This is a genomic window from Spirosoma aureum (assembly GCF_011604685.1).
GTDB lineage: Bacteria > Bacteroidota > Bacteroidia > Cytophagales > Spirosomataceae > Spirosoma > Spirosoma aureum.
This window is the reverse complement of the sequence record NZ_CP050063.1, coordinates 1,183,906-1,208,835: the sequence shown is the minus strand read 5'-3', so window position 1 is coordinate 1,208,835 and position 24,930 is coordinate 1,183,906. Positions and strand designations below refer to the sequence as shown.

Here is a 24,930-nt window from a genome sequence, read left to right as displayed (position 1 = left end):
TATTTGATTCGCAAAAGTAATAGATTCCTTTTAAAACATCATTCCCATACAATAAGGTGTATCTGACAATGTAACACTTACCTTGTAGTCCCATTGTAATGCACTAAATTTGTGGAAAAATGGTGATCGGTGGTTTGCAACCAGCAGTGCCTATCTTACTGTCTGCTAACTACTGAACGAAAGCCGATACTTATTTCTGAAAATATGATTAATCTGATAGCTAAATTTTTCGGTACCAAATCACAACGGGATATCAAGGAGTTGCTTCCTTACGTTGAGAAGGTCAATACCGAATTTGCCCGGTTAAAAGACCTTTCCAATGACGAGTTGCGCCGGGTATCGGATGAGCTAAAAGCTCAGATCGCTGATGAACTTGGCGACATTGACAATCAACTGGCTGAACTTAGTGAGGCAGCCAGCCACCCCGATGTAGATGTTAACGAGAAGGAGCGTCTGTTTAACCAGATCGACAAACTCGAAGCAGATCGCAATGTCGAACTGGAACGTGTTCTGTTAGACATCCTGCCCCGTGCCTTTGCCGTTGTCAAAGAAACCGCCCGTCGATTTACCGAAAACGAGCAATTGACCGTAACCGTCAATGATTTTGATCGCGAGATCGCTTCCCGGAAGAAAAACGTCGTTATCGATGGTGATCAGGCCCACTGGGCGAATAGCTGGGATGCAGCTGGCAGTCCGATTAAATGGGATATGGTCCATTATGATGTTCAGATTATCGGCGGTGTCGTGCTTCATCAGGGTAAAATTGCTGAAATGGCCACGGGCGAAGGTAAAACCCTTGTGGCTACGTTCCCCGCTTTCCTGAATGGCCTCGCCGGACGTGGTGTGCATATCGTTACGGTCAATGACTATCTAGCCAAGCGTGACTCCGAATGGATGGCTCCGCTTTTTGAATTCCACGGTCTTCGGGTCGATTGTATCGACAAACACCAGCCCAACTCAGTAGCCCGGAAGCATGCCTACCTGGCCGATATTACGTACGGAACAAACAACGAATTTGGGTTCGATTACCTCCGCGATAACATGGCCCGCGAAACGGGTGAGCTGGTTCAGCGGAAACACCATTATGCTATGGTGGATGAGGTTGACTCCGTGTTGATCGATGACGCCCGTACTCCGTTAATTATCAGTGGCCCGGTGCCCCGCGGTGATGAACAGGATTATATTGAACTCAAGCCCCGTGTAGCACGCGTGGTTGAGGCACAGCGCAAGTTAGTCTACGATTTTTTGAACGACGCCAAGAAGAAAATCGCGGCTGGTGACGAAAAAGAAGGGGGACTATCGTTATTTCGGGCCTACCGTGGTTTGCCGAAACACAAACCGCTTATCAAGTTTTTGACCGAAACCGGCAATAAAGCACTGCTCCAGAAAACGGAGTCCATTTATCTGGCCGAAAACCAGAAGCTGATGCCCGAAGCCGATGCGCCACTCTATTTCACCATCGACGAACGGCATAATGGCATTGATCTAACCGAAAAAGGTATTGATTTTATTACAGGTTCGGGTGAAGATCCTAATTTCTTTATTCTGCCTGACCTGTCGATCGATCTGAATGCGATCGATAAAGACAGCGAATTTTCGGAACAGGAAAAAATTCTCCATAAAGAATCTGTCGTTCGTGATTACGCCGTCAAAACACAGCGCATTAATACCGTCAATCAGTTACTGAAAGCGTTCTGTTTATTTGAACGCGATACGGAATACGTCATCATGGACGGTAAAGTAAAAATCGTTGATGAACAGACGGGGCGGATTATGGAAGGTCGCCGGTGGTCGGATGGCTTACACCAGGCAGTTGAAGCGAAAGAAAACGTAAAAGTTGAAGACGCTACGCAAACCTACGCAACGGTTACACTCCAGAACTACTTCCGGATGTATCATAAGCGGGCGGGTATGACGGGTACTGCAGAAACCGAAGCGTCTGAATTCTGGCAGATTTATAAAATGGATGTGGTCGTTATCCCAACGAACCGATCCATTAGCCGGAAAGATGAAGAAGATAAAGTTTACCGGTCGGTGCGTGAAAAATACAACGCGGTCGTCGATGAAATTACGAGTTTAGTCGAAAAAGGCAGACCCGTTCTGGTCGGTACTACATCAGTCGAAAACTCCGAGTTGTTAAGCCGTCTGCTAACGCTGCGTAAAATTCAGCACCAGGTCCTGAATGCAAAGTACCACCAACGCGAAGCCGAAATTGTTGCCTCGGCCGGTTTGCCGGGTACGGTAACAATTGCCACGAATATGGCCGGACGTGGTACGGATATTAAACTGACGCCCGATTCACGGTCGGCAGGTGGTCTGGCTATTATTGGTACCGAACGGCACGAATCACGTCGGGTCGACCGGCAGCTGCGCGGTCGTTCAGGACGTCAGGGCGACCCAGGTACATCGCAATTCTTCGTATCGCTCGAAGATAGCCTGATGCGCCTGTTTGGTTCCGAACGGATTGCCAAAGTCATGGACCGAATGGGACTCGAAGAAGGCGAAGTGATTCAGCACTCCATGATCACGAAGTCGATCGAGCGGGCGCAGAAGAAAGTCGAAGAAAATAACTTCGGAATTCGGAAGCGGTTGCTGGAATATGACGATGTCATGAATTATCAGCGGGAAGCTATTTACAAACGGCGTCGAAACGCGCTCTTTGGCGACCGGTTACCGCTCGATATTGCCAACACAATGTATGACGTTGTGGAAGAAACCGTTAACAATGCCGAAGGCAATTACGAAGAAGTAAAGCTTCAGTTGTTAACTACACTAGGTGTTACGCCGGAGCTGACAAGTGAAGAGTTTGGCCGGTTGAAAAAACCCGACCAGATCCGGCGCTTGTATGACGAAGCTGAATCGCAATACCAGGCCAAGAACCACGCAATAGCCGATAAGGCGTTGCCCGTATTGACCCAGGTGCTCAATGAGCAAGGCAGCCAGATCAAAAATATTGTGGTGCCCTTCTCCGACGGTATTCATGAATTAACGGTTGTTGCTGATCTGCGGAAAGCTGTGGAATCGGGTGGACGAGAAATCGTGACGGAGATGGAAAAGGCCGTTACGCTGTCGGTGATTGACCAGGAATGGAAAGAGCACCTCCGCGAAATGGACGACCTGAAACAGTCAGTACAAAACGCGGTGTTTGAGCAAAAAGACCCTTTGCTGGTTTATAAATTCGAATCGGTGGAGTTGTTCAAGCGTTTCCTGAACAAAGTTAACTTCGACACGATCAGCTTCCTGACCAAAGCAGACATTCCGGCTCAGGAACCTGAAGAGGTACAGCAGGAAATTCGGCAAGCTCCAGCTCAGCGCCGGCCAGAACCACAGCCAAAGCTACATACGAACATGGAAGACTTTGACGATGATCACCTCGCCACAGGTCCGGAAGAGTATGCACGTAGAATGGCCGAAAACAACGCAATGGGCGCTGGCTCTCCACCCATGCCGGTCGAACCACCTCGCCAACCAGCGCGTGTAGCTAAACTTGACCGTAATGCGCGAGTAAACGTTCAGTACGCTGATGGCTCCGTAAAACGTGATGTCAAATTTAAGACGGTTGAAAACGATGTCGTAAGCGGCAAAGCAATGCTCATCGAATAACCCGATCAATTGTTGGTAGAACGCCCCCCGGATTGTATATTCGGGGGGCGTTTTTGTAAGAAACCAATGCTTATACAGAATGCTCGTATAAACATGATGAGCCGTTTTTTAAGGCAGATGCAAAACGCATTATTGGGGCTGGTTTTAATGGGACTTCTCTCTTTTTCTCCACCAGTTGGCCCTATCCGGCTCAGTCCTCAGTCGTTGCCCTTTACCCCAAAAGAGTTTTATATAGCGACTGTTACTGACCAGCGTTCAGAGCAGGGCCCAATTGCCCGGCTGGCACTCATGCTCAACCAATCGGCCCAACCCGTTGATCTGGATGATGGCGTAGCTTCGCATTTCCGGCAGTTTATCAATCAGAATTTAAAGCAGAATCGATCATTGCGGCCTATTGCCATGCGAATTCGCCAATGTAAAGTAAGCGAAACAGCCAATGGCAATCGCGTAACGGGCACATTCACATTTGCCGCTGCCTTTGAGCTATTAGGGAAAGACGATTCCGGAAACGAAACCAGCACACGCCTGACCGAATACCGGGGAAGTGCCAATTATACCCGCCCCCTTAATCAGCTTTCCGTGATCGAACCGACCATTCGCCAAGCGTTGGTAGCTTCGTTAAAAAGCCTGAACGACTACATGAATCGGGAAGCAGGACAGAATGAAAAACTGGCTAAAAGTCTCAACGTCACCATTATTGATGATACCCGCATTACGGATGATGATACGGTGCATTACAATCCTTCCCGTAAACTAACCTGGGCTGACTTTCGGGCCACACCACGCCAGGGGAGCCATTATGCGGCCGAAGTATTTACGAGTTTCGCTTATGAGGGTAAAAGCTCCGTGAAAGATGGCATTATTAATGTCAATCTGACGCTAAAAGGCTATATGCTCAAAAACTCATCCTGGGGCAGACAGGAAGCGCGCAATGACTATTCACTAAACCATGAACAACGGCATTTCGACGTTGTCAAAATCATCGTTGAGCGCTTCAAACGTAAGATTCAGCCGGATAGCCTTACGCTGGACGATTATAACAGCATCATTCAATATCAGTTTATTGAATCGTTTCGGGAAATGAATCATATGCAGGAGCAGTATGATGGCGAAACCAATCATGGTATCAATCAGGCAGCACAGGAACGCTGGAATCAAAAGATTGACGCAGAACTACGTACTTTTGGGGTAAAGAAATGACTATTTCTTTTTAACGTCTGCGCAGGAAAACAAATGAATCGCATATCGCGGCTTGATTTGTGCATAAATACCTTCTGCGATTCTGGCATTTTATGAAGAAAGTCCGCATTCTGCACGTCAGTACGGCTCATCCCTCCCAGGACCCACGATTAGCCTATCGGGTCATTCCAAGTCTGGCTCCCCATTACGAATTAATTGCAGCCTTACCCCATGTATCTACTGGTCACAAATATGGCGTTAACTATTTATGGCTTCCCAAATTTCGGCGTGTATGGCTGCGAATCCTGTTTAGTCAACCCTTCGTGCTTTGGTACGCGCTATGTACCCGACCTAAACTACTTCATTTGTATGATCCTGAGCTATTACCTCTTGCCCGATTTATTCAGATTTTGTTAAGAATACCGGTTATCTATGAAGTCCACGAGAACCTTTATAAAAAGTCGCCTGAAAAGGCACAGAATCAGGGAGCTATTGTAATGCAGCTATTCTACTGGTTTGATGCAATGGCCCAACGTCGGTTTTACCTCATTTTCACCGAACATGCCTATCTCGATACGTATCGGCAGCTGGCGAACGCGCACGTCATTATTTATAATTATCCGCTCCTGTCTTTTTTAGAGACATTTCGGCAGCCGTATGATCCAGACCAGGAACAGCCAGCTTTTTTTTATATCGGGTGGATGAGCGTCGAACGGGCTTTCGATACGCTAGTAGCAGGGTTATCCATTCTGAAGAAAACGCATCCGAAATTTCAGGCTCATTTTTTCGGCGAACGAACCTTCACGGATAACGACCTGAACCAGCTCCCCGGTTTTACCTCCATTCAGGATAACATACATTTCTACGGCTATACCGATCAACAGCAGGCTCTCCCCTACGCCAGCCGGTCAACAGCAGGTTTTGCGTTGCTCAAAGCCGTTGGCGACTACCCGGACTCCTATACGACTAAAATGTTCGAATATATGGCTTTGGGACTACCCGTGATTACCTCCAACTTTGCGCTCTATCGTCATGTGGTCGAACAGCATCAGTGCGGCTTTTGTATAGATCCTACTGACCCAAAGCAGTTGGCCGAGGTATTAACTTTCCTTATTGAACATCCCGATGAAAGTCGGGCAATGGGTGAACGGGGTCGGGTGGCTGTTAAAAATTACTACAATTGGGAATCAGAAGCGCAAAAATTACTAGGCTTTTACGAAACGGTTTTGAACCAGTCGTAGGCTTTACTGGATTCACATCAGCTCGGCCGAACGCTCAGATTTGCGAAAACGATACCGGAACGGTTAACCACTCTATAGACTTTTGATCTATTCAACATTCGCCATATAAACCATAAAGTGCCCTTTACTTCGTAGATTTGTAGCAAACTAATGATGGTTGGCCCGCAACAAGGAAGTCAGATGCGAATGAATAGCATCGAAAAGTAGTCTAAACAAAGTTGAGCATCGACACCTTAAAGTCCAGAATGGCATAATTGTAGAGGGATTATGTCAGTAAAATAGAAAAATCTTATCACTTATCCCCCACATTATAGTATTGTTCTAATGTTGAATACCACGATTTCACGGAAGTATTTAACTTTCGATGTTAATTCGGGTTATGCCTGCATTAGCCTTACTTTTTTGACCTGATGTATATTCATGCAGTAAGTCATTACCTCCCCACAGAGGTAGTCGGCAATGAACATTTTACGAGGCTAAATGGCCTTTCCAGCGATTGGATAATTGAGCGTACCGGCATTAAGGAGCGCCGTAAAGCGTCTCCCGGTGAGAATACAAATACCATGACAGTTGATGTGGTTCGGCGGCTGATGCCCAAAGCCGACCTCTCGACTGTTGATTTGATTGTTGGGGCAACCTATACGCCTTACGATACGATCGTCTCACTGGCGCACGAGGCTCAACATCTACTTGGCATTGCTGATATTCCGGTCGTATCGATCTCAACGGCCTGTTCGTCGTTACTCAATGCTATTGAGGTGGTAGAAGGTTATTTTGCGCTCAACAAGGCGAGCCGTGCTCTGGTTATCGTGTCTGAACATAATACAGCCTATAATAACGAGAATGATACGATCTCCGGACATTTATGGGGCGACGGTGCTGCAGCACTACTGATTACGAAAGAGCGCCAGAGTGAAGGTGATTTTACAATCAAGGCCTTATTAACAGGCGGAGCGGCTCACACGTCCAAAGCAACCACGGCGGTTATGATGAAACCCATCGATGGAGGTGTTACAATGCCCTTTGGTCGTGATGTGTTCATCAATGCGTGTCAATATATGCCTAAGGCGACGTTACAGGTACTTGACCGTTGTGGTCTGACCCTTGCCGACGTAGATTACGTACTTCCGCATCAGGCCAACCTGCGTATCTCACGCAATGTAATGAATACGCTCGGCCTTCCGGAAGAAAAGCTTATCTCGAACATTCAGTATTATGGTAATACGGGTTGCGCCGGTTGCGCTATTGCACTCTCGGAGCAATGGGACACATTTCAGAAAGGCCAGCGCATTGCTGTAACCGTCTTTGGGGGTGGTTATTCATTCGGAGCGATGCTTATTGAAGTCTAGCCTTATAAGCATAAAAAGGGGAGCAGGGAAAATTAGTTGGTTCATAAGTAATGCTCCAACTAATTTTCCCTACTCCCTTTTTATGCAGTCACCTATTGAGCTTCTGCCCGCCAGGTATTGTTCTTTTCATTAATGTCCGGCAGTTTCTCATCCGGATCAAGAACAACCGTCTTCAATGGCGATGTCGAATTATATTTGAACGTCCAGGTCCCACCTCGCTGCCAGACTTCTATCGGCAGGTTCACACGGCCTTTTTTACCATTGCTTTCGGTCACTTCAATGGTAGCAGGCATCGCAAATTTCTCCAGATTTTCGATCGAAATCAACGAGCCTTTCTCAGCAGAACCATCCACGTACTTTACTTCTTTAATACTCTGGTCCAGCTTCCAGGTTTCGTAGAAAAATCCACGCCAGAACCAGCCTAGGTCTTCGCCAGCGCCATCTTCCATGCTCCGGAAGAAATCATAAGGTGTCGGGTGTTTGAACGCCCAGCGGCTAACATAATTTTTAAACGCAAAGTCGAAGCGATCCGGGCCAAGAACAACCTCACGCAGGAGTTTCAACCCCATACCAGGTTTGTAGTAGGCCAGAATACCCAGAGCACGCGCCTGTTGCACATCGGGGATCGTCATGATCGGCTCGGCCGGATAAAACAACGCCGGAGCAATATCATGCATTGTGCCACGCTCCCGGTCATATTCGCCTTTATTAAAGTTGGTCGTAGACAGGGTATTGATGAAGGTATTAAATCCTTCATCCATCCACGGGAATTTCCGCTCATTATTGCCGACAATCATCGGGAACCAGTTATGCCCAAATTCATGGTCTGTTACTCCCCATAAGCCATCCTTACGGCTTTTATGATCACAAAAAATAATACCTGGATATTCCATGCCGCCCACAATACCTGCTACATTAGTCGCTACCGGATAGCTGAATTCATAGAGGTATTTGGAATAGAACTCCACACAACCTTTCACATATTCTGTAGAGCGTCCCCATGAATCATTGGTGGCGCTTTCAACCGGATACACAGATTGAGCAAGAGCGGCTTTACCACTCGGCAGATTCATTTTTGCCGCATCCCAGACAAACGCCTTCGACGAAGCCCAGGCAACATCGCGCGTATTCTGACAACGGAATTTCCAGGTTAGTGTACCCGATTTTTTCGGGCGGGAATTCGCATCAGCAACTTCTTCTTTACCCCGAATAATAACCGTTTTATCGCTCTGATGAGCCTGTGCCAACCGTTTGATCTGGTCAGCGGTCAGCACGTCGTTTGGATTGAGAAGTTCGCCCGAACCAACAACGATATGATCCCAGGGGACAGTCACATTGTATTCGTAATCACCATAATCGAGGTAAAACTCGCCCGCTCCCAGATAAGGCAGTACGTTCCAGCCTTCAATATCATCGTAAACACACATCCGTGGATACCACTGCGCAATTTCGTAGATGATACCATCTTTACGCTTCAATTGCCCCATCCGGTCAGAACCATATTCGGGGATTTTAAACGAATAGGCGACTTTGACTTTCACCACATCGCCACCTGGTTTAACTGGCTCAGCCAATCGTACCTGCATTCGGGTGTCGGTAATCTCGTAAGGAACCGTTGCGAATTTATTTTTGCCCTGATCAACAGTCACACTCGTGATGGAAAGGCCACCAGCAAACCCCTGATTCCCAAATCGTCCGCCTGTTACGGGCGTTGTTTTAGAAGCCCTGGACGTATCGCTAAAGGCATTCTGATCAAGCTGTAACCACAGATAGGCCAGCGTTTCGGGTGAGTTATTTTTATATGTAATCGTTACCTCACCGGTAATCGTATTTTGCTGATCATCGAGCGCAACGTTAATCTGGTAGTCCGAGCGGTTCTGCCAGTAGCGAGGCCCAGGGGCACCACTACCGGTTCTGTAGTCGTTGCCCGGCTGCATATTGAATAAAGGATGAAACAAAGCAAGAGGATCATATTTTGACCCCACTGCCGACGTTGACGACGGTGCGTTCTGAGCGAAAGAGATTAAGCTAAACGCCCATAGCCCCGCCCAAAGAGCGATTTTTTTCATGAAGCAATTAAAAACAGATTTTATACAAATAACGCGATAAAGTAGTAAAACTGGATGGTCACGTTTACCAGTAATTAGAAAGGTAGCCGTAAATCAAGACCATGATGAATCAATAGAAACACAAACAGGCCTACCCAAAGAATATCGACAAAATGCCAATAGAGCGTAATAAGTCGGATTTTAAGCTGATTGGGCGGATTGACACTATAAACAAACGAGTCGACGTAAGGCCGACGGCGCAACGCTTCAGCCAACGCTATAACTAAAAAAATCAAGCCAATTAAAATATGTAGCAAGTGTATTCCAGAGATGATATAGACAAAACCGCCCGCCGGATTACCTTCTAATTTGATACCCGCTAAAATCATCTGTCGCCAGCCCCAGCCCTGAAGTAGAATAAACAAGGTTCCCAGCACCAGCGTCGTCGCAATATTTGTGCGATAACTGCCAAAGCGTTCGTGCCGAAACGCCTGGGTTGCATTATTAAGCGTAAAGCTACTCAGGACGATTACTACCGTGCTGATTAAAAACACATTGGGCAATTTCACATTGACCCAGTCTGGTCCGGTTCGGCGGATAATATAGGTTACCAGAAGAATAGTGAAGAGCATGACGCTACTCGCAATTCCAAGCCAAACCATAAAGCGGAACGGCTCCCGCCGTTTCGTGATGAAATTACCCATTGGTGAGCTTCGTGGTTTGTAATTTCTGGTTAGACCTCGGTCAATATAATCCTGAATCAGAAACTACAGAACATAAACTGGTTTAAAGTCTTCCTTGCCAAACGTTGTAATCCGAAAATTGGTTTGGGACAAGTGGAGGGGCGTTAAAAATTCCGTATACTGTTGAACCGGAACCGCTCATGCTGGCATAAACCGCTCCTGAATCATAGAGCTGCTGTTTGATTTCGCTCAATACCGGATAGCCCGGAAACAGGCTGGTTTCAAAATCGTTATGGACCGTTTGCCGCCAGGTTTCAATCGGTTCCTGAAGGTGTTTCCGTAAGGATTGCTCAGGTTTGCGAGGGCGTATATTCGCATACGCTTCGGCGGTAGAAATGGCTAGGTTTGGGTAAACAAGCAGGATGTAATAGCCACTTAGATCAAGGGCTATTTCTTCAAATACATCGCCTTTTTCGAGACAATAGGCGGGTTTATTCTCAATAAAAAATGCACAGTCACTACCCAGTTTTCGGGCATATGCCTGCAGGTGCGAAACGCTCAAGCCTAATGTAAACTGTTCGTTCAGAAGTTTGAGCGCAAAAGCAGCATCGGCAGAGCCGCCCCCTAAACCCGCCCCAATTGGAACAATTTTGTGTAAATGCATCTGAACCGGCGGCAAGTCAAAATCAGCTTTTACCAACTCATAAGCACGAACACAGAGATTTGTCGAAGCATTGCCGGGAATGGGGAGCCCACTGCTGCTAAAACTAAAATTCTCTGCCGAAATTACTTCCAGCATATCGGTCCATCCGACCGGATAAAAACAAGATTGAAGATTATGAAAACCATCGGTGCGTTTTTCGGTAATGAGCAGTCCGAGGTTTATTTTGGCGTTTGGGAAAGTAAGCATTGACGCAAATGATGACGGGATACCAGTGCCGTTATGAACGATGAATGTACTACAGGTGCCTCATCATTCATAATTCATCACGCATCATTTTATTGACACTACCTTAAACTCTGTCCGGCGATTTCGCTGATGTTCGGCATCGGTGCAGATAACACCATCGGTACAGTTGTTCACTAACTGCGACTCACCCATTCCGATTGCCACCATGCGCTTACGGCTAATCCCTCTCGAATTGAGGTAATTGGCAACAGCTTTAGCCCGTTCGGTCGATAGTATTTTGTTATGGCCAGCGTCGCCCCGGCTGTCGGTATGCGATCGAATTTCGATGACTAACGACGGATATTTACGCATCGTAGCAACCAGTCGATCCAATTCACGGGCCGCATCCGGGCGGAGGCTATACCGATCCAGATCGTAATAAATGTTATCAATCGTAACAACGTCTCCAACACTCAGCATGCGTAAATCGGCCGACAACTCCTTTGGTTTTGCCTTTTTGGGGAGCCGTTTGATTCGATTGGTATTTGTTCCAAACTCCGGTTTCGACGCAACCAGTGTATAATCACAGCCGGGGTCAAGATCGAAGCTATAGCGTCCATCGGAGCCGGTCACGTATTCAAGCTGGGTACGATCACACTCATTCCGAAGCCGAACCGTTACGCCTTCGATAGGCCTTCGGTCGCGTTCGCTAATTACGATTCCTCTAATTCGCGAGCGCGTCAACGAAACAGGTCCTGCCGACGCATCCGGAATGGTATCCATAATTACCGTCGGTTTCATCATCGATATCTCAAGCCGCGAAGGCTGATCGTCGGTCAGCGCGCGAGTCGTAAAACCAATCGTGCTGTTGATGTAGCCGTCGCGACTGGCCTGAAAGGTAAAATTGTTGTTTCCCTCCAGGCATATGCGCACCAGTCCGCTGCGATCGGTTGTTATGGTCTGATCCGGCCGTCCTTCGCCCTTTGCTTTCACCAGTACGGTGACGCTGTCTAAGGGCGCATCGGTGTTTGTGTCATACAGTCGAATCGTCAGGTCACGGCATCCATAAAGTGAGCTTTCCCGAACGAAACGATAGATATTATCATTGCCATCACGCCGGCTACTACTGAAGTACCCGCCACGCCGACCGGCGTCGGTAATCAGGCCAAAATCATCTTCGGCGGAGTTGATCGGTGCATCCAGATGCTCAACCGACTGTACTGTCGACGGATTGGCCAACGTGGCGAAAAAGACATCCAGAGCGCCAAGCCCTCCACGACCATCGGACGAGAAATAGAGGTTGCCCATATCGTCAACAAAGGGAAATAACTCATTTCCTTTTGTATTCACGGTCTGCCCAAGATTGACCGGTCTTCCCCATTGCCCATTCAGAAAGCGACTAACGTAAATATCTGTCCCACCAAAACCGCCGGGCATATCTGACGCAAAGTAAAGGAACTGTTCATCGCGGCTCAGGGTTGGGTGACCAACCGAGTATTCATCGCTATTGAAAGGTAGTTCTTCAACATCGATCCAGATCCCATTCTGCTGGCGAGCCGTATAGAGTTTGAGTTTGTTAACACCTTCATCACTCTTTCCGGAGCGGCCTTCATTGTAGTTATTGCGCGTAAAAATAATGCGGGAGCCATCTTTGGAGAAGGTTGCTGGCCCTTCGTGGTATTTAGTATTAATTGTTTTACTGAATCGTTGCCCGGAACTCGTAGATCGTGCATCGTAACCCAATCCCTCTGTAATGTTGATGCCGGCATCGAAACCGGGCACCGTTCGTGAATCGTTGGCCGTTGGTCGCGTATATTCATCGCTACCCACCTGCCGCTCGTTTTTTATCCGTTCGTTTACCGGCTTACTGGTACTTCCATCGGCATTGATGATACTGGCGATTTTCAGGCTATTCCGATTCGGGACATAAAATAAATCCAGATAACCTGCCCCTCCGCCATTCCCTTTAGTTTCAATAGCGGAGCCTCCTTTTTTACCAGATACGTACACCAATCCTTCCTGATAAAACGCCGGACTAAATTCTTCTCCTGATGAATTCAGGGCCAGGTATTCTAATCGGTAACGGATCGCTTCTTTTCGGCCACCTGAAATCGGGACATCACTATCTGGCGTTACTGATGGTCGACGGGAGGGCGCATTTTCCCTTAATTGCAGGTATCGTTCATATTGTTTTTGTGATTCCTGATACTTGCCATTACTGGCCAGTGTCTGTGCAAACTGCAATAGCTGCTGTGGATCCTCATCCGTTCCGGTGGACAGAGCCTCGCGATAATAGCGTTCGGCCTTCACGCCATCGCCAACCTGCTGATAAGCGTAAGCCAATTTCCCCTGTGCTATGGCTTTCTGGGCAGCAGTAAGCTGGTCGCCCTGTTCTGACAGGATCTGCGAGTAGGCATCAATGGCGCGGCCATACGCTTTATAACTGAGCAGACGTTCTGCCTGCCGTAATAACGAATCTGCCTGTGACCAGGCCGTTGTTGAACAGCCAAGCCATAGTATCACGCCCAAAATCAGCTTTACCCAACTTGTTCTCATTGGTATCGTACTTACGTCCGGCAAAGCCGGTTCTGATCTATCAATTGGCAGATTTATCCGCCTTAAAGTTCACTTCTCAAAAGTCAACGGGCCATTATCAAAAAATGCACGAATTCAGGGCCGTCACTTAATCAAATCTGATTATAATAAATCCAGTCTGGTAATCACTAACTGTTGTTGGCAGTCTTGGCTCCCAGATTTGCGGCATCATCTCAGTTATTTTTATACTCACTGCTCCGCTGTTTAGTGTTTCTCCAACGATTATATATCTCCGATTACACGGGCTGGTTTGTCGTTGTCGGTTGGCTCTCCATTCTCGCCCGGATCGGAACTGATTCCGTTCATTGATTGATCATCACAAATGCCCGTGTAGACAGGATTTGTCACTGATTCACCTGCGGCATACACTGACTGTGCTCTGTCGCTTATAATGACCAATACAGCATCCAGATCATTCAAAACCAGTGGCTTCGTCAATGCCAGTTTACTTCCATTCAACACTTTTAATTGATATGCCAAGTCGACTAACCGCGCAGTACCTTCCTCAGCCCAACCGAGCTCATTCACATTCTTCCTGAAACTCGCCATTTCCCGCGACCCAACCTGAGCAATTGTCTTAATCCGAGTTAACACATTAACACAAAGGCTGCTCCTATCAGGCTCGGGGCTGCTTGAGGTTAACAGACCAGCAACAAATCGTTCTCCAGTGCTCTGCCAGGAAGCCTCGTCAGTGTGGCTCCCGAGCCCGTTCTGCAAACATACAACGCCTTTTACCCATTCTAGCGTGTCTATGCGAATACCAGAGTTTAGGCTAGTAGTACTAAATGTCTTTGCTAAATAAGGTATCTGAAACGGATCGCCGTGCGTAAGTGTAGAAGTAAAGAAGAATTTCTGGGCAATAGGCAGGACGGTTATCGATTTAGCTTCTGAATTACCATTTCGGCAGGATCCAATTTCACCAATAGCCCGAAACCTGGCCTTTATCCAAGGAGTTACGGAATGAACTACGGCTTTGCCCCCAGTCGACCATATAGCAGTTCCTGTGAAGCCCGTAGCAGTCAATGAGCCAAATTCATTACAGCATTTAGATTTGACTGTACCAATAATAAGGGCTGCCTCTGGGTTTTGGTATGTATTAGCCAATGCATACCTGCTGGCAACAGAAAAATTTGTTACCAGTATCCCGATAATCACCCACGAAATATTTTGTATAAATTTATTCAGTAGCCGTTTTGTCATACATCCTGCGTAATAGCAGTATAATAGACTAATATCATGCCAAGCGCTACTGAAAGTAACACATGAAGGGAAGTTGAGTATTATTCAATTTATAATAGACCACTTATTGTTCTAATGACAAGGCAGATTCATCCAATTTGCCATTATAAAAAGTGAGGCTCTAATTCCTCACAAACCATGCCAACGTTATCAAACTTGTGCACCTGGAGAACCACAAAAAGCTACTAGACTTATAGAAAAATACTTTTTTAGTAACTTTTTTGTCAACAAGTTTTACATAAACTCCGTTACGTTAACTCAAAAACCTGATCAACGCTATTGGGTAGTTCTCGCCGGTCGTGTGTGACAAACAAAATAGTCTTGTTAAGCAACGAATCAAGTAATTGCCGGGCCAATTGAATACGATGGGTATCCATTGCCTGAAATGGCTCGTCAAGAATTAACACCGGTGCATTTTTAAGCAGCGCCCTCACCAGTAAGGCAAGCCGTTGTTCGCCGACAGATAAGGTTCCAAATGCACGATCCATTAATTGTACTATGCCAAAGTAGGACAACAGGCTATGTAAGTCGGTTTCAGCGTTGACTGGCACACGGGCAGGAACGGTCAGGGTATCGGTCAGGCCCGTAAAGGCAACCTGTGCAACCGTCAGATGTTGAGGAAAATATAAATGCAGCTCAGGAGAAACAAAACCTATCCGACGTTTGACATCCCAGATACTCTCACCTTTACCTCGCCGATGCTCAAATACACGCACATCGTTTGCATAAGCCTGCGGATGATCCCCATAGAGCAGACTCAGCAATACCGATTTGCCTGCCCCATTTCGTCCCATCAAAGCCCATCGTTCATTCGCTTTTACGGCCCAGTTGATTGAATCCAGAATAATCCGATCGCCATAACGCACACTAACATCGGTGAGTCGGAATGCTTCAGAGAAATCAGCAGGTTTTGGGGGCGTTTCTAAGTCAGGAAATGATGGATTCGTCGGAAGCACTCCTGTCCAAACACTGCTTTGTTTAGGACCTGCTTCCACCATCCGTCCATTTTCCAGCACCAATACATGGGTAATAAAGGGAGGCAGCTGATCAGGTTCAGCTGCTACGACAAGTGTGAGCCCATGCTGAATGAGATCGCCCAACCAATGGCTCAAATCCTGGCGAAAAGTAGCATCAAGCCCAACAAAGGGATTATCGAGCAAGAGTAACTCAGGATGTTGTAACAATGCGCGGCCAATTCGAGCTTTCCGAGTCTGCCCATTTGACAGTTTTATAAATGCCGAATCAAGGAGAGGTTCAAGTCCGAGCCGTTGTACTAAATTCGTATCTTCTACTGATCCAGAAAAGCGAAGATAGTCACGTAATGTCAACGCAGGTTTTCCGCCATGAGAGTCACTCATGGTCGCATGATAACGCTGCTGATAAAAGTGCCCACTATAGGAGAATTGCTGCGACTCTTCTTTGAACGAGACAAATGCAGCAGACTGTTTACGGGTTAGCGTACCCGGTACGACTGGTAGTTGGCCAGCAAGTGCTTGTAGAAGTGTGGTTTTACCGCTGCCAGTGGGCCCAGTAACAGCCCAGCATTCACCCGAGCGAATCGTTACGGTTAGCTCTGACAGGATAACCTTGCCAGATCTATTGACAGAAAAATTTTTTAATGCTATTAAATCGGTTTGAGTAGACATGAAATAAGCCGGGAGAACAACTTCGCAAAGTTATCCACACGGCTTATTTCTTTACGTATTGCGCTCAATTAATACGTCATAGAAGATGGTCGAGTCGTTGTTGTCGACGACGGACGACTATTCGTACGAGTTGGCGGATTGCCTGTCGTACCACCATTTACACGGTCAGTCGTACCCGTTGTTGGCTGGCTACCAGTAGTAGAACCGCTGTTCATTGTACCGGTTCCGGTTGAATAGGATCCAGACGTTGTACTGCCTGTTCCTGTAGCTCCGGTGGTACCAGTCGTACCCGTACCGTATGTTGTTCCTGTATTTGTGGTTGGCGGCTGGGTGCCCGTCGTACCCGTGCCGGTCGTGCCTGTACCATACGTTGTTCCATTATTCATGGTACCCGTATTCGTAGGTGGCTGAACTGTACCGGTCTGCGGCTGCGATTGGTAGGTCCCTGTGTTTGTTCCCGTATTCTGACCGTTCGAATAAGTACCTGTGCCTGTCGTGCCGGTAGTGGTACCCGTCGTGCCGGTTGAACCTGTGTTCGTAGTCTGTGCTTGCGCATTAAGGGCCAGGCCGGCTGCCAGCATGAAACCCATCATTAGTATCTTTTTCATAGTTGAGTTATATTGATTACCACTTTTACCTGATATTCTATAGTATAACTCAACTAATAGGGTGTTGTTTAACTTTTTTTAGTTTTTTTCCTGTAAAACTTAATAAATCCGTCTTTTCGCAGTTCGCTAAAATTGAATACAAAATGCTAATTTTCAACATATTATCTGCCATAAAATCTAATAATGGCACTAAATTAACATAGATACGTAAAATCCTGAATAACTACATTCTTATCAACAACTTTTCAATTCAAATCCGTTGTTCTATCCCAGGAATATCAATTGTACAGGCTGCTTTGTACCGAACTGATCCAGGAAAGTTCAGCAGCATTCATAACGGACAATACCGATTTTTTTAAGTTTCGCTTTCAATGATTTTTTAGCACGAACCAGTTGTGATTTGGAAGTGCCTTCGGAAATATCCAGTAATTGGGCAATTTCAGGATGGTTATAACCATCCATGACATGCAACTTAAAGACCATCCGATATCCATCGGGTAGTTCATGTACCAGTTTGGCTACTTCGTCGGCCGATAAGCGGGCAAATGTGTCACGATAATCATGCGCACTGCATTCGAGTGCAGCTTCGCCTATCTCGTCCAGACGATCTGTTTCATATCGTTTTTGCTGGTTCTTGTGATAAGCATTGATAGCGGTATTAACCATTACCCGTTTCATCCAGTGAAGCATTCGTTCGGGTTGCTCAATGGTATGGAGTTGCTGAAAAATCCGGATAAATCCCTCCTGAAACATATCTTCGGCTTCGGGCCGATTGCGGGCATATCGACGATGCAACCCCATCAGGTGCCCCTTGAATCGTTGATATAATACGGTTTGTGCACGAGGGTCATTGCGCTGACACGCCCGAAGAAGCTCCAAATCTGTCATGAGTTTTTGATCAATAGCTTCCCATTTATAGTCAACCGAATCATTATGTGAAAACAATTCGTGGCGTTGTTACAGCCCAACCCGACTCGCTATGTCAAAAGCATAAATGATCAACATCAGCAATTAAAAAAGGGGGGTGAGCAACCGTTGCCCACCCCCCTTTTCATATAAATGCAATTTATTAGAGATTCCCCTTTTTCATTTCTTTTACGGCAAAATCGGCAGCGCGAGCCGTCAGGGCCATATATGTCAGCGAAGGATTCACACACGATGCTGATGTCATACAGGCTCCATCGGTGTTAAACACGTTTTTAACCGTATGGATCTGATTGTGTGCGTTCAGGATCGATGTTTTTGGATCACGACCCATGCGGGCTGTACCCATTTCGTGAATGCCAATACCTGGATGCTTCGACTCATCGTTGTAGGGCGTCACGTTTTTAATACCAGCCGCTTCGAGCATTTCGGCCGCATCGTTCATCATGTCGATGCGCATTTTTTTCTCGTTTTCGCCGTAAGCTGCGTCAAACACAATCAGGGGCAGTCCCCACTTGTCTTTCTGGTCGGGTGATAGGGTCATGCGGTTGTTCGGATCGGCAATCATTTCGCCGAAGCCCCCCAGACTCATCGTCCATGGACCGGGTTTGGTCAGGCTGTCTTTGAAATCACCACCAAAACCTTCCATGCCATTTCCACGTCCCCAGCCGCCCCGACCGGCACCGCCCTGATAGCCAAAGCCACGAACATAATCGCGTTTGTCGCCAGCCCAGTTGCGGTAACGTGGTACATAAACCCCATTGGCCCGACGACCATAATAATACTGATCTTCCATGCCATCGAATGTGCCAGCCGCTCCAACCGCCAGATGGTGATCCATAATGTTCCGGCCAAGCTGGTCAGACTCATTACCCATTCCATTCGGGAACCGGTGCGACTTTGAGTTCATCAGAATCGACGTACTGGCAAATGCCGACGCATTCAGAAAGATAATCCGGGCATAATACTCGCGAACTTCTTTCGTGTTCTGATCGATCACGCGAACGCCGGTAGCCTTTCCTTTTTTCTCGTCATACAGGACCTCAGCCACAATCGAATCAGGACGAAGCGTTAACCGGCCCGTTTTGACTGCTGCTGGCAGCGTCGCCGACTGTGTGCTAAAATAAGCGCCATAGGGGCAGCCGCGCATACACTGATTACGGAATTGGCAGGCAGCCCGGCCCAGATCGTAATGCAGCTGTTTGGGTGCAGTCAGGTGAGCCGTACGACCCATTGTTACCGTGCGGGCCGGGAACGCTTTTTCGATTTTCTTTTTCGCTTCCTTCTCCAGGCAATTCATCTGCATGGGTGGCAGATAATTACCATCCGGCAGAACGTCAAGCCCATCTTTGCTACCCGAAATACCTGCGAAGGTTTCTACGTAATTATACCAGGGGGCAAGGTCTTCATAGCGAATTGGCCAGTCGACACCGATACCCTCTTTGGCATTCGCCATAAAGTCTTCTTTGTTCCAGCGATAGCTCTGGCGTCCCCACATCAGGGAGCGGCCGCCTACGTGGTAGCCGCGAATCCAGTCTACTTTTCGTTTTTCGAGGTAGGGATTCTCTTTATCGTTCTCAAAAAAGTGACGCCACTCTTCATTGGCGGTATAACCCGTACGCATGTTTGCCCAGTATTCTTCAGCAGCCATGGTCGTAATACGCCCCCGGTGTGGAAAATCCCACGGGTTATTGGTTGCGGTAGGATAGCCTTCAATGTGTTTCACATCGCGCCCGCGCTCCAACATCAATACTTTCAGGCCTTTCTGGGTCAGCTCTTTAGCAGCCCAGCCTCCCGAAATACCTGACCCTACGACAATAGCGTCGTAAGTCATATCTTTTTTTGCGTCTATGTTAAGATTCATGATTTTTAAATGGATAATGAATAATCGGGGTCGCCTGTAGGGGATAATGGAGATAGCTCCATTCAATTATTCATTGTGTATTATTCATTATACATTAAATGGCCCAGGCCTTCTGACCGGCTTTGAGCGGAACACAACCATCGTAACGGCCCGGAACGGCTACGTATTCAAGGGCTTGTGTGGCACCAATTTCCGAAGTAAAATAGCCCGTTAGGGTCAGGTCTTTAAGAATCGTAAAGAAGGGCGTGTAGCGTTTCTTCGAATCGGGCATTTGCAGGTCGGCCTGCGAATTTTCCACTTTGGCGGCTGCCTTTGCACTAGCCATCTGCGCGAGTTGTTGCTTGGCTTCTGCTTCGAGCTTTTTCACAACCTCAATACGTTGTGCAGGATCGAGCTGTACAAACGCTTTACCATAGGCATCCTGGCTCAATTTGTTTGTCTGAGTGAGACCTTCCAGAAAACGCTGCTGATCCTCTGGTTTGTAGCAGTCTTTCAGAAGAATATCAATGACTTCGTTCACCTTAGCGGCTTTAGCGCCGGGGGTTGATGTTGTCGGAATAATGGTATCAGCCAGTTCAGCAACGGTCGCATCCTGATCGGCCGTAAAAAAGAGCGGCTTGCCCGTCAGGGCGCGTCGGGTAGCCGAAGCTTCGAGCGTTTCGGCCAATGCGGGCAACGTCATGGTTGCACCGGCCAACGCAGCTACCCGCATGAGGGCGTCTCTTCTGTTCATGTGCTTAGAGCGAGTTAAACTTTCAAATAGAACGATGTAAGGAATTACAAATGTATAACAATCAAGGAATGGATTGTGCAATTTATAGATACACTTTTAGAAGATCATATCAATTATAAAAATGATTTTCAGCTAAACGAAAACTCCCCAAACTTCATATGAGGTCCGGGGAGATTTCATTTAGTCTTGATATCCACTATACAAATTACTTAACTCTTGTCTATTAAGCGCTTACACGCTTCAAGAGTAAGCGTTCAACACCCCGACTTTCGGTATAAACGGCGCCATGGAATGCGGATGAGTTCTCACCATTGCTGATTACATTAGCTGCAATTCCTGCACGGCTAGCCAGCTCATCAGACCAGCCCCCGTTTCCAGAGCAGCTTCGTCAATGTCGAACGTTGGCGTATGCACACCTGAAACGATACCCCTTGCTTCATTGCGAGTTCCGAGCCGGTAGAAACACGAGTCGACGACCTGCGAATAGAACGCAAAGTCCTCACCAGCCATCCATAGATCCAGATCAACGACATTTTCTGCGCCCATGTATTCGACGGCCTGCGCCCGTACACGCCTTGTCAGCTCGGGGTGGTTTTTCAAATACGGATAGCCGTGAACAATTCTGAACTCGCAGGAGCCTCCCATCGCTTCAGCAATACCTTCGGCCAGTTTAACCATCCGGCGTTTACCTTCGGCCCGCCATTCCTCATTCATACACCGAAACGTACCCTCAATGTTGACTTCGTTAGGAATGACATTGGTGACGCCATCGGCAATAAACCGGCCAAACGATAATACGGACGGACTGGCGGGTGGGCGGTTGCGGCTGATGACTTGTTGCAGGGCGACAATAATGTGCGACGCAATCAATACTGGATCGACAAGGTTATCGGGCATGGCCGCATGACCACCTTTTCCCCGAACGGTCAGGTAAAGTTCGTCGGTACTGGCCATATACATTCCTTCGCGGAAGCCAATTTTACCTACTGGAATATTCGGAGCTACGTGTTGGCCGAGCATACTCACCGGAGCCGGATTTTCCAGAACGCCTTCTTTAATCATCAGCGACGCTCCGCCAGGTGCTTTCTCTTCGCCAGGCTGAAAGACCAGCTTCACGGTTCCGTCGAACTGGTCGCGTAGCACATGCAGAATACGGGCTACACCGAGCAGGCTTGCCGTGTGGGCATCGTGCCCACAAGCGTGCATGACTCCATCGACGGTCGATTTGTAGGGCACATTGTTCGCTTCATGGATAGGGAGCGCGTCCATATCGGCGCGCAGTCCAACCACTTTCGATGTAGATAATGAACCATTACCTGTTTTGCCTTCAATAATGGCCACTAAACCCGTATCGGCGACACCTTCTTGCGGAGTTATACCAATAGCTTTTAGCTGGTCAGCCACAAAACGCGCCGTATTGCGTTCGTGAAACGAAAGTTCGGGATGTGCGTGTAAGTGGCGACGCGTCTGTACAATGTCAGCCGCATACTGCCGGGCGAGCGATTTGATTGATTCGAGCATAATTATCTGGGCCAAACTTGAGTTTGACCCGTTATAGAAGAGAATGGGCCCAATAGGACGGCCTGCCGTAGCAATCTGGGCCAGACATTACTGTGTTGTTATAAACTGATAATCGCTGACAACCGTTTCCAGAAAGGCCTGACTTGACATAGAACTTTGAATGCCGGTAACTTCCTTGATCTTGTCAGCGGTGCGGATCAAAACATCGGTATCTCTCCGGCGCAGTGCTTCGCGAACAATGCCAATATCGCGGTCGCTCAGTAAACGAACATCGGGGAACTGAACGATGTAATTTTCTGTCAATGGGCGAATCAGGATATCGTCTAATGAAACTGCTGGTTTAAGTTTAACAACGGTCGTTCCGGCTGCAATATCGCCCAGACGTTGCCCTTTTCCATTAACGGCTACGGTAATAACCGGAACAATTCCACCCACAAATAGCACCGACTCCACGATCCGGAGCAACCACCGAATCAGGTAAGCGCCCAAACCGGGCGGTGATCCATCGAGCATAACAACCCGGATGCCCAAGGCCAGTTTGCCGATACTTCGTCCATTCAGAAACCATTCCGAAATCAGGTCATAGGAAACAACGGGCAGCATCGCAAAAACAACGTAAAAATTACCCGTCCGAATCCCTAGGCGATTCGGTATCGTAACCATTAGCACAACCCAACCAAATATAACCAGATAGTCGATCAGTGCGGCCAGAATCCGTTCACCAAGACTGGCCGGTTCGTATTCCAGTAAAACATTTTGGGAAGTGCGGATAGCAACAGCCATTGTCAATGATTTGTCGTCAATAACCAGTAATCACCGGCAAATTACCGTTGAGACGGGTGAATCGTCAAAATTAACAAGCTTTCTTTTGTTCTTAGTAAACAAATAACCAATTTTCACGATCTGCTACATTAGCCGATGAAATACTGGAACTAACAATCGATCAACAACCTATGCGTGAAGCCCTTTTCGTTAAACGCAACTCCGACAAGTGGCGCGATATCGAACAGAATTCAACGGCAAAGGCTGCCCGGCCAGATCCCGACGAACTAACCGATCGCTTCGTTGAACTAACCGATGATCTGTCGTATGCCCGAACGTTTTACCCAGATTCAAATGTAACTCGTTATCTCAACGGGTTAACTGCTCAAATGCACCGGGGGCTGATGCAAAACCGGCGCGATGATCGCAGCCGCTTTATCACCTTCTGGAAGTATGAGTTACCGCTGCTATTCCGTCAGTCGCATCGTTTGCTGGCCGTATCGGCGGCCATTTTCCTGGCAGCTGGTATTCTTGGCTGGGTATCGGCCGCTCACGACAACACCTTCGTTCGGTTGATTTTGGGTGATCAGTACGTCAATATGACGCTCGAAAACATCAAGAAAGGTGATCCACTGGGTGTGTATAATAGTCAGGGCCAGGCATCGATGTTTATTCAGATCACCCTCAATAACATTTACGTAGCTTTCCGTACATTTATATTTGGCTTGTTCGCATCGTTCGGCACGATGGCCATGCTGTTCTATAATGGCGTGATGCTTGGCTCTTTCCAGTACTTCTTCTATGAACGTGGGTTGCTGCTCGATTCAATCCTGAAAATCTGGATTCATGGTACGCTTGAGATTTCGGCGATTGTCATTGCGGGCTGTGCGGGCCTGACTGTAGGGAATAGCCTGTTATTTCCGGGGACTTACTCGCGGCTGGAGTCGTTTAAGCGGGGAATCAAGCAGGGGCTCAAAATCGCTATTGGACTAGTGCCGATCTTTATCATGGCTGGCTTTCTGGAAAGCTTTATTACCCGGCTGACCTTACCACCTGTCATTAGCGGTAGCATTATTCTGGTTTCAGCCGCTTTTATTATCTGGTATTTTATCCTGTACCCTATTTCACTTAACCGCAATAGTCAGCCATGATTCAACTTTTTCTGCAGCGCGATTTTGGCAACAAGATCAATGCTACGTTTCAGTACATCGGCCAGAACTTCCGCAGTCTGGGAATGGCCTTACTTTATATCGTTGGGCCGGTTGCGCTGGTCGCGGGAATTGCAACCGGCATTCTCCAGTCAAATTTTCTGAAAATAGCGACACAGGCAGGCGGCAATAAAAATCCGGACCCAATGGCCATGTTTCAGATCATGAGCCAGTTTGTATCGCCTACATTCTGGCTGGTTATCCTTCTGAGCATCCTGGCCAATGTCGTTGTTATTCTCACGACCTACGCCCACATGAAGATTTATGCCCGAACGAATGGAGCCCCAATTGGTGTACAAGAGGTCTGGAATGAAGTGCAGCCCGCCATTGGCCGCGCGATTATCATTTCGCTCCTGAGTTCTATTGTCACCTTCGTTGGCTTTATGTTCTTTTTCATTCCGGGCATTTATGTAGCCGTTGTCTTATCGCTTTCTTTAGCTGTCACCTCATTTGAAGGCACCGATTTCGGGAAAACCTGGGAGCGCTGTTTCAAACTCATCCGGGATAAGTGGTGGTCTACGTTCGGGCTGATTATTGTAATGGGCATCATTGTCGGTATTGTAGGGCTCATTTTCGCCATTCCAAGCGCCATCGTTGGTTTTCTTATTGGTGGCAAACTATTACCTGATGTTTCGGTGGTATGGCTCACGCTGGCTAATGTTATTGCCCTCGTTGGCCGGACATTACTGAATTCCATGCTCTACATCGCTATTGGTTTTCAATATACCAATCTGGTTGAAAGACAGGAGGGTCGTGGGCTGATTTCGGACATCGACTCTATTGGTACGAACCCCAGTCAACCCCGCTCAACGGATGAAGGTAGTTTTTAAGTTAGCCA

18 protein-coding genes are annotated in these 24,930 nt (G+C 47.5%); 6 read left to right on the top strand and 12 right to left on the bottom strand.

All coding sequences use genetic code 11. The features are described 5' to 3' along the window. Window positions 1–204 precede the first annotated feature (204 nt). The 4 genes from secA to G8759_RS04890 all read left to right on the top strand — a co-directional run bounded on the left by secA (window position 205) and on the right by G8759_RS04890 (window position 7,372). Window positions 205–3,603, top strand: coding sequence for a preprotein translocase subunit SecA (gene secA, locus G8759_RS04905; RefSeq protein ID WP_167205763.1), 3,399 nt, complete (start codon window positions 205–207; stop codon window positions 3,601–3,603). A gap of 117 nt (window positions 3,604–3,720) precedes the next feature. Further along, the gene (locus G8759_RS04900) at window positions 3,721–4,803 is read left to right on the top strand and encodes a hypothetical protein (RefSeq protein WP_167205761.1); all 1,083 of its coding nucleotides are present in this window, start codon (window positions 3,721–3,723) and stop codon (window positions 4,801–4,803) included. Between the two features lie 92 nt (window positions 4,804–4,895). After that, window positions 4,896–6,023, top strand: a complete 1,128-nt coding sequence (locus G8759_RS04895; protein WP_167205759.1) for a glycosyltransferase — start codon at window positions 4,896–4,898, stop codon at window positions 6,021–6,023. Between the two features lie 410 nt (window positions 6,024–6,433). Continuing rightward, entirely contained in the window at window positions 6,434–7,372 is a 939-nt protein-coding gene (locus G8759_RS04890) for a 3-oxoacyl-ACP synthase III family protein (RefSeq protein WP_167205756.1), read from the top strand. Between the two features lie 92 nt (window positions 7,373–7,464). Here the strand turns inward: G8759_RS04890 and G8759_RS04885 are convergent, their stop codons facing one another. From G8759_RS04885 to G8759_RS04830, 12 genes are all read right to left on the bottom strand, one after another. Further along, on the bottom strand, window positions 7,465–9,441 hold the full coding sequence (locus tag G8759_RS04885) for a M1 family metallopeptidase (protein WP_167205754.1): 1,977 nt from the start codon (window positions 9,439–9,441) through the stop codon (window positions 7,465–7,467). 74 nt (window positions 9,442–9,515) lie between these two features. Beyond that, window positions 9,516–10,124 (bottom strand): cytochrome c oxidase subunit 3, encoded by a 609-nt coding sequence (locus G8759_RS04880; protein WP_167205753.1) that lies wholly within the window; start codon window positions 10,122–10,124, stop codon window positions 9,516–9,518. An 82-nt stretch (window positions 10,125–10,206) separates the two neighbouring features. Further along, window positions 10,207–11,013, bottom strand: a complete 807-nt coding sequence (ispE, locus tag G8759_RS04875) for a 4-(cytidine 5'-diphospho)-2-C-methyl-D-erythritol kinase (RefSeq protein ID WP_167205751.1) — start codon at window positions 11,011–11,013, stop codon at window positions 10,207–10,209. Between the two features lie 84 nt (window positions 11,014–11,097). Next, entirely contained in the window at window positions 11,098–13,548 is a 2,451-nt protein-coding gene (locus G8759_RS04870) for a carboxypeptidase regulatory-like domain-containing protein (protein WP_167205749.1), read from the bottom strand. Window positions 13,549–13,809: 261 nt separating this feature from the next. After that, a complete protein-coding gene (locus G8759_RS04865; RefSeq protein ID WP_167205747.1) occupies window positions 13,810–14,181 on the bottom strand; it encodes a hypothetical protein in 372 nt (123 codons plus the stop codon). Between the two features lie 893 nt (window positions 14,182–15,074). After that, window positions 15,075–16,472: an ATP-binding cassette domain-containing protein gene (locus G8759_RS04860; RefSeq protein WP_167205745.1), complete on the bottom strand. Its 1,398-nt coding sequence runs from the start codon at window positions 16,470–16,472 to the stop codon at window positions 15,075–15,077. A 68-nt stretch (window positions 16,473–16,540) separates the two neighbouring features. Next, complete coding sequence (locus G8759_RS04855) at window positions 16,541–17,080, bottom strand: hypothetical protein (RefSeq protein WP_167205742.1); 540 nt, start codon at window positions 17,078–17,080, stop codon at window positions 16,541–16,543. A 321-nt stretch (window positions 17,081–17,401) separates the two neighbouring features. Continuing rightward, window positions 17,402–17,968, bottom strand: a complete 567-nt coding sequence (locus G8759_RS04850) for an RNA polymerase sigma factor (protein ID WP_167205740.1) — start codon at window positions 17,966–17,968, stop codon at window positions 17,402–17,404. 181 nt (window positions 17,969–18,149) lie between these two features. Beyond that, window positions 18,150–19,868 (bottom strand): GMC oxidoreductase, encoded by a 1,719-nt coding sequence (locus G8759_RS04845; protein ID WP_167205738.1) that lies wholly within the window; start codon window positions 19,866–19,868, stop codon window positions 18,150–18,152. A 94-nt stretch (window positions 19,869–19,962) separates the two neighbouring features. Then, the gene (locus G8759_RS04840; RefSeq protein ID WP_232074132.1) at window positions 19,963–20,601 is read right to left on the bottom strand and encodes a gluconate 2-dehydrogenase subunit 3 family protein; all 639 of its coding nucleotides are present in this window, start codon (window positions 20,599–20,601) and stop codon (window positions 19,963–19,965) included. 318 nt (window positions 20,602–20,919) lie between these two features. Next, entirely contained in the window at window positions 20,920–22,122 is a 1,203-nt protein-coding gene (locus G8759_RS04835) for a M20 metallopeptidase family protein (protein WP_197933092.1), read from the bottom strand. Window positions 22,123–22,209: 87 nt separating this feature from the next. Next, window positions 22,210–22,905 (bottom strand): RDD family protein, encoded by a 696-nt coding sequence (locus tag G8759_RS04830; protein WP_167205734.1) that lies wholly within the window; start codon window positions 22,903–22,905, stop codon window positions 22,210–22,212. Window positions 22,906–23,075: 170 nt separating this feature from the next. On the opposite strand from G8759_RS04830, the gene G8759_RS04825 reads away from it, so the two are divergent. Together G8759_RS04825 and G8759_RS04820 are read left to right on the top strand one after the other, a co-directional pair. Continuing rightward, a complete protein-coding gene (locus tag G8759_RS04825) occupies window positions 23,076–24,035 on the top strand; it encodes a stage II sporulation protein M (protein WP_167205732.1) in 960 nt (319 codons plus the stop codon). After that, window positions 24,032–24,922: a hypothetical protein gene (locus G8759_RS04820; RefSeq protein ID WP_167205730.1), complete on the top strand. Its 891-nt coding sequence runs from the start codon at window positions 24,032–24,034 to the stop codon at window positions 24,920–24,922. The genes G8759_RS04825 and G8759_RS04820 overlap by 4 nt, the downstream gene beginning before the upstream one ends. Window positions 24,923–24,930 lie beyond the last annotated feature (8 nt).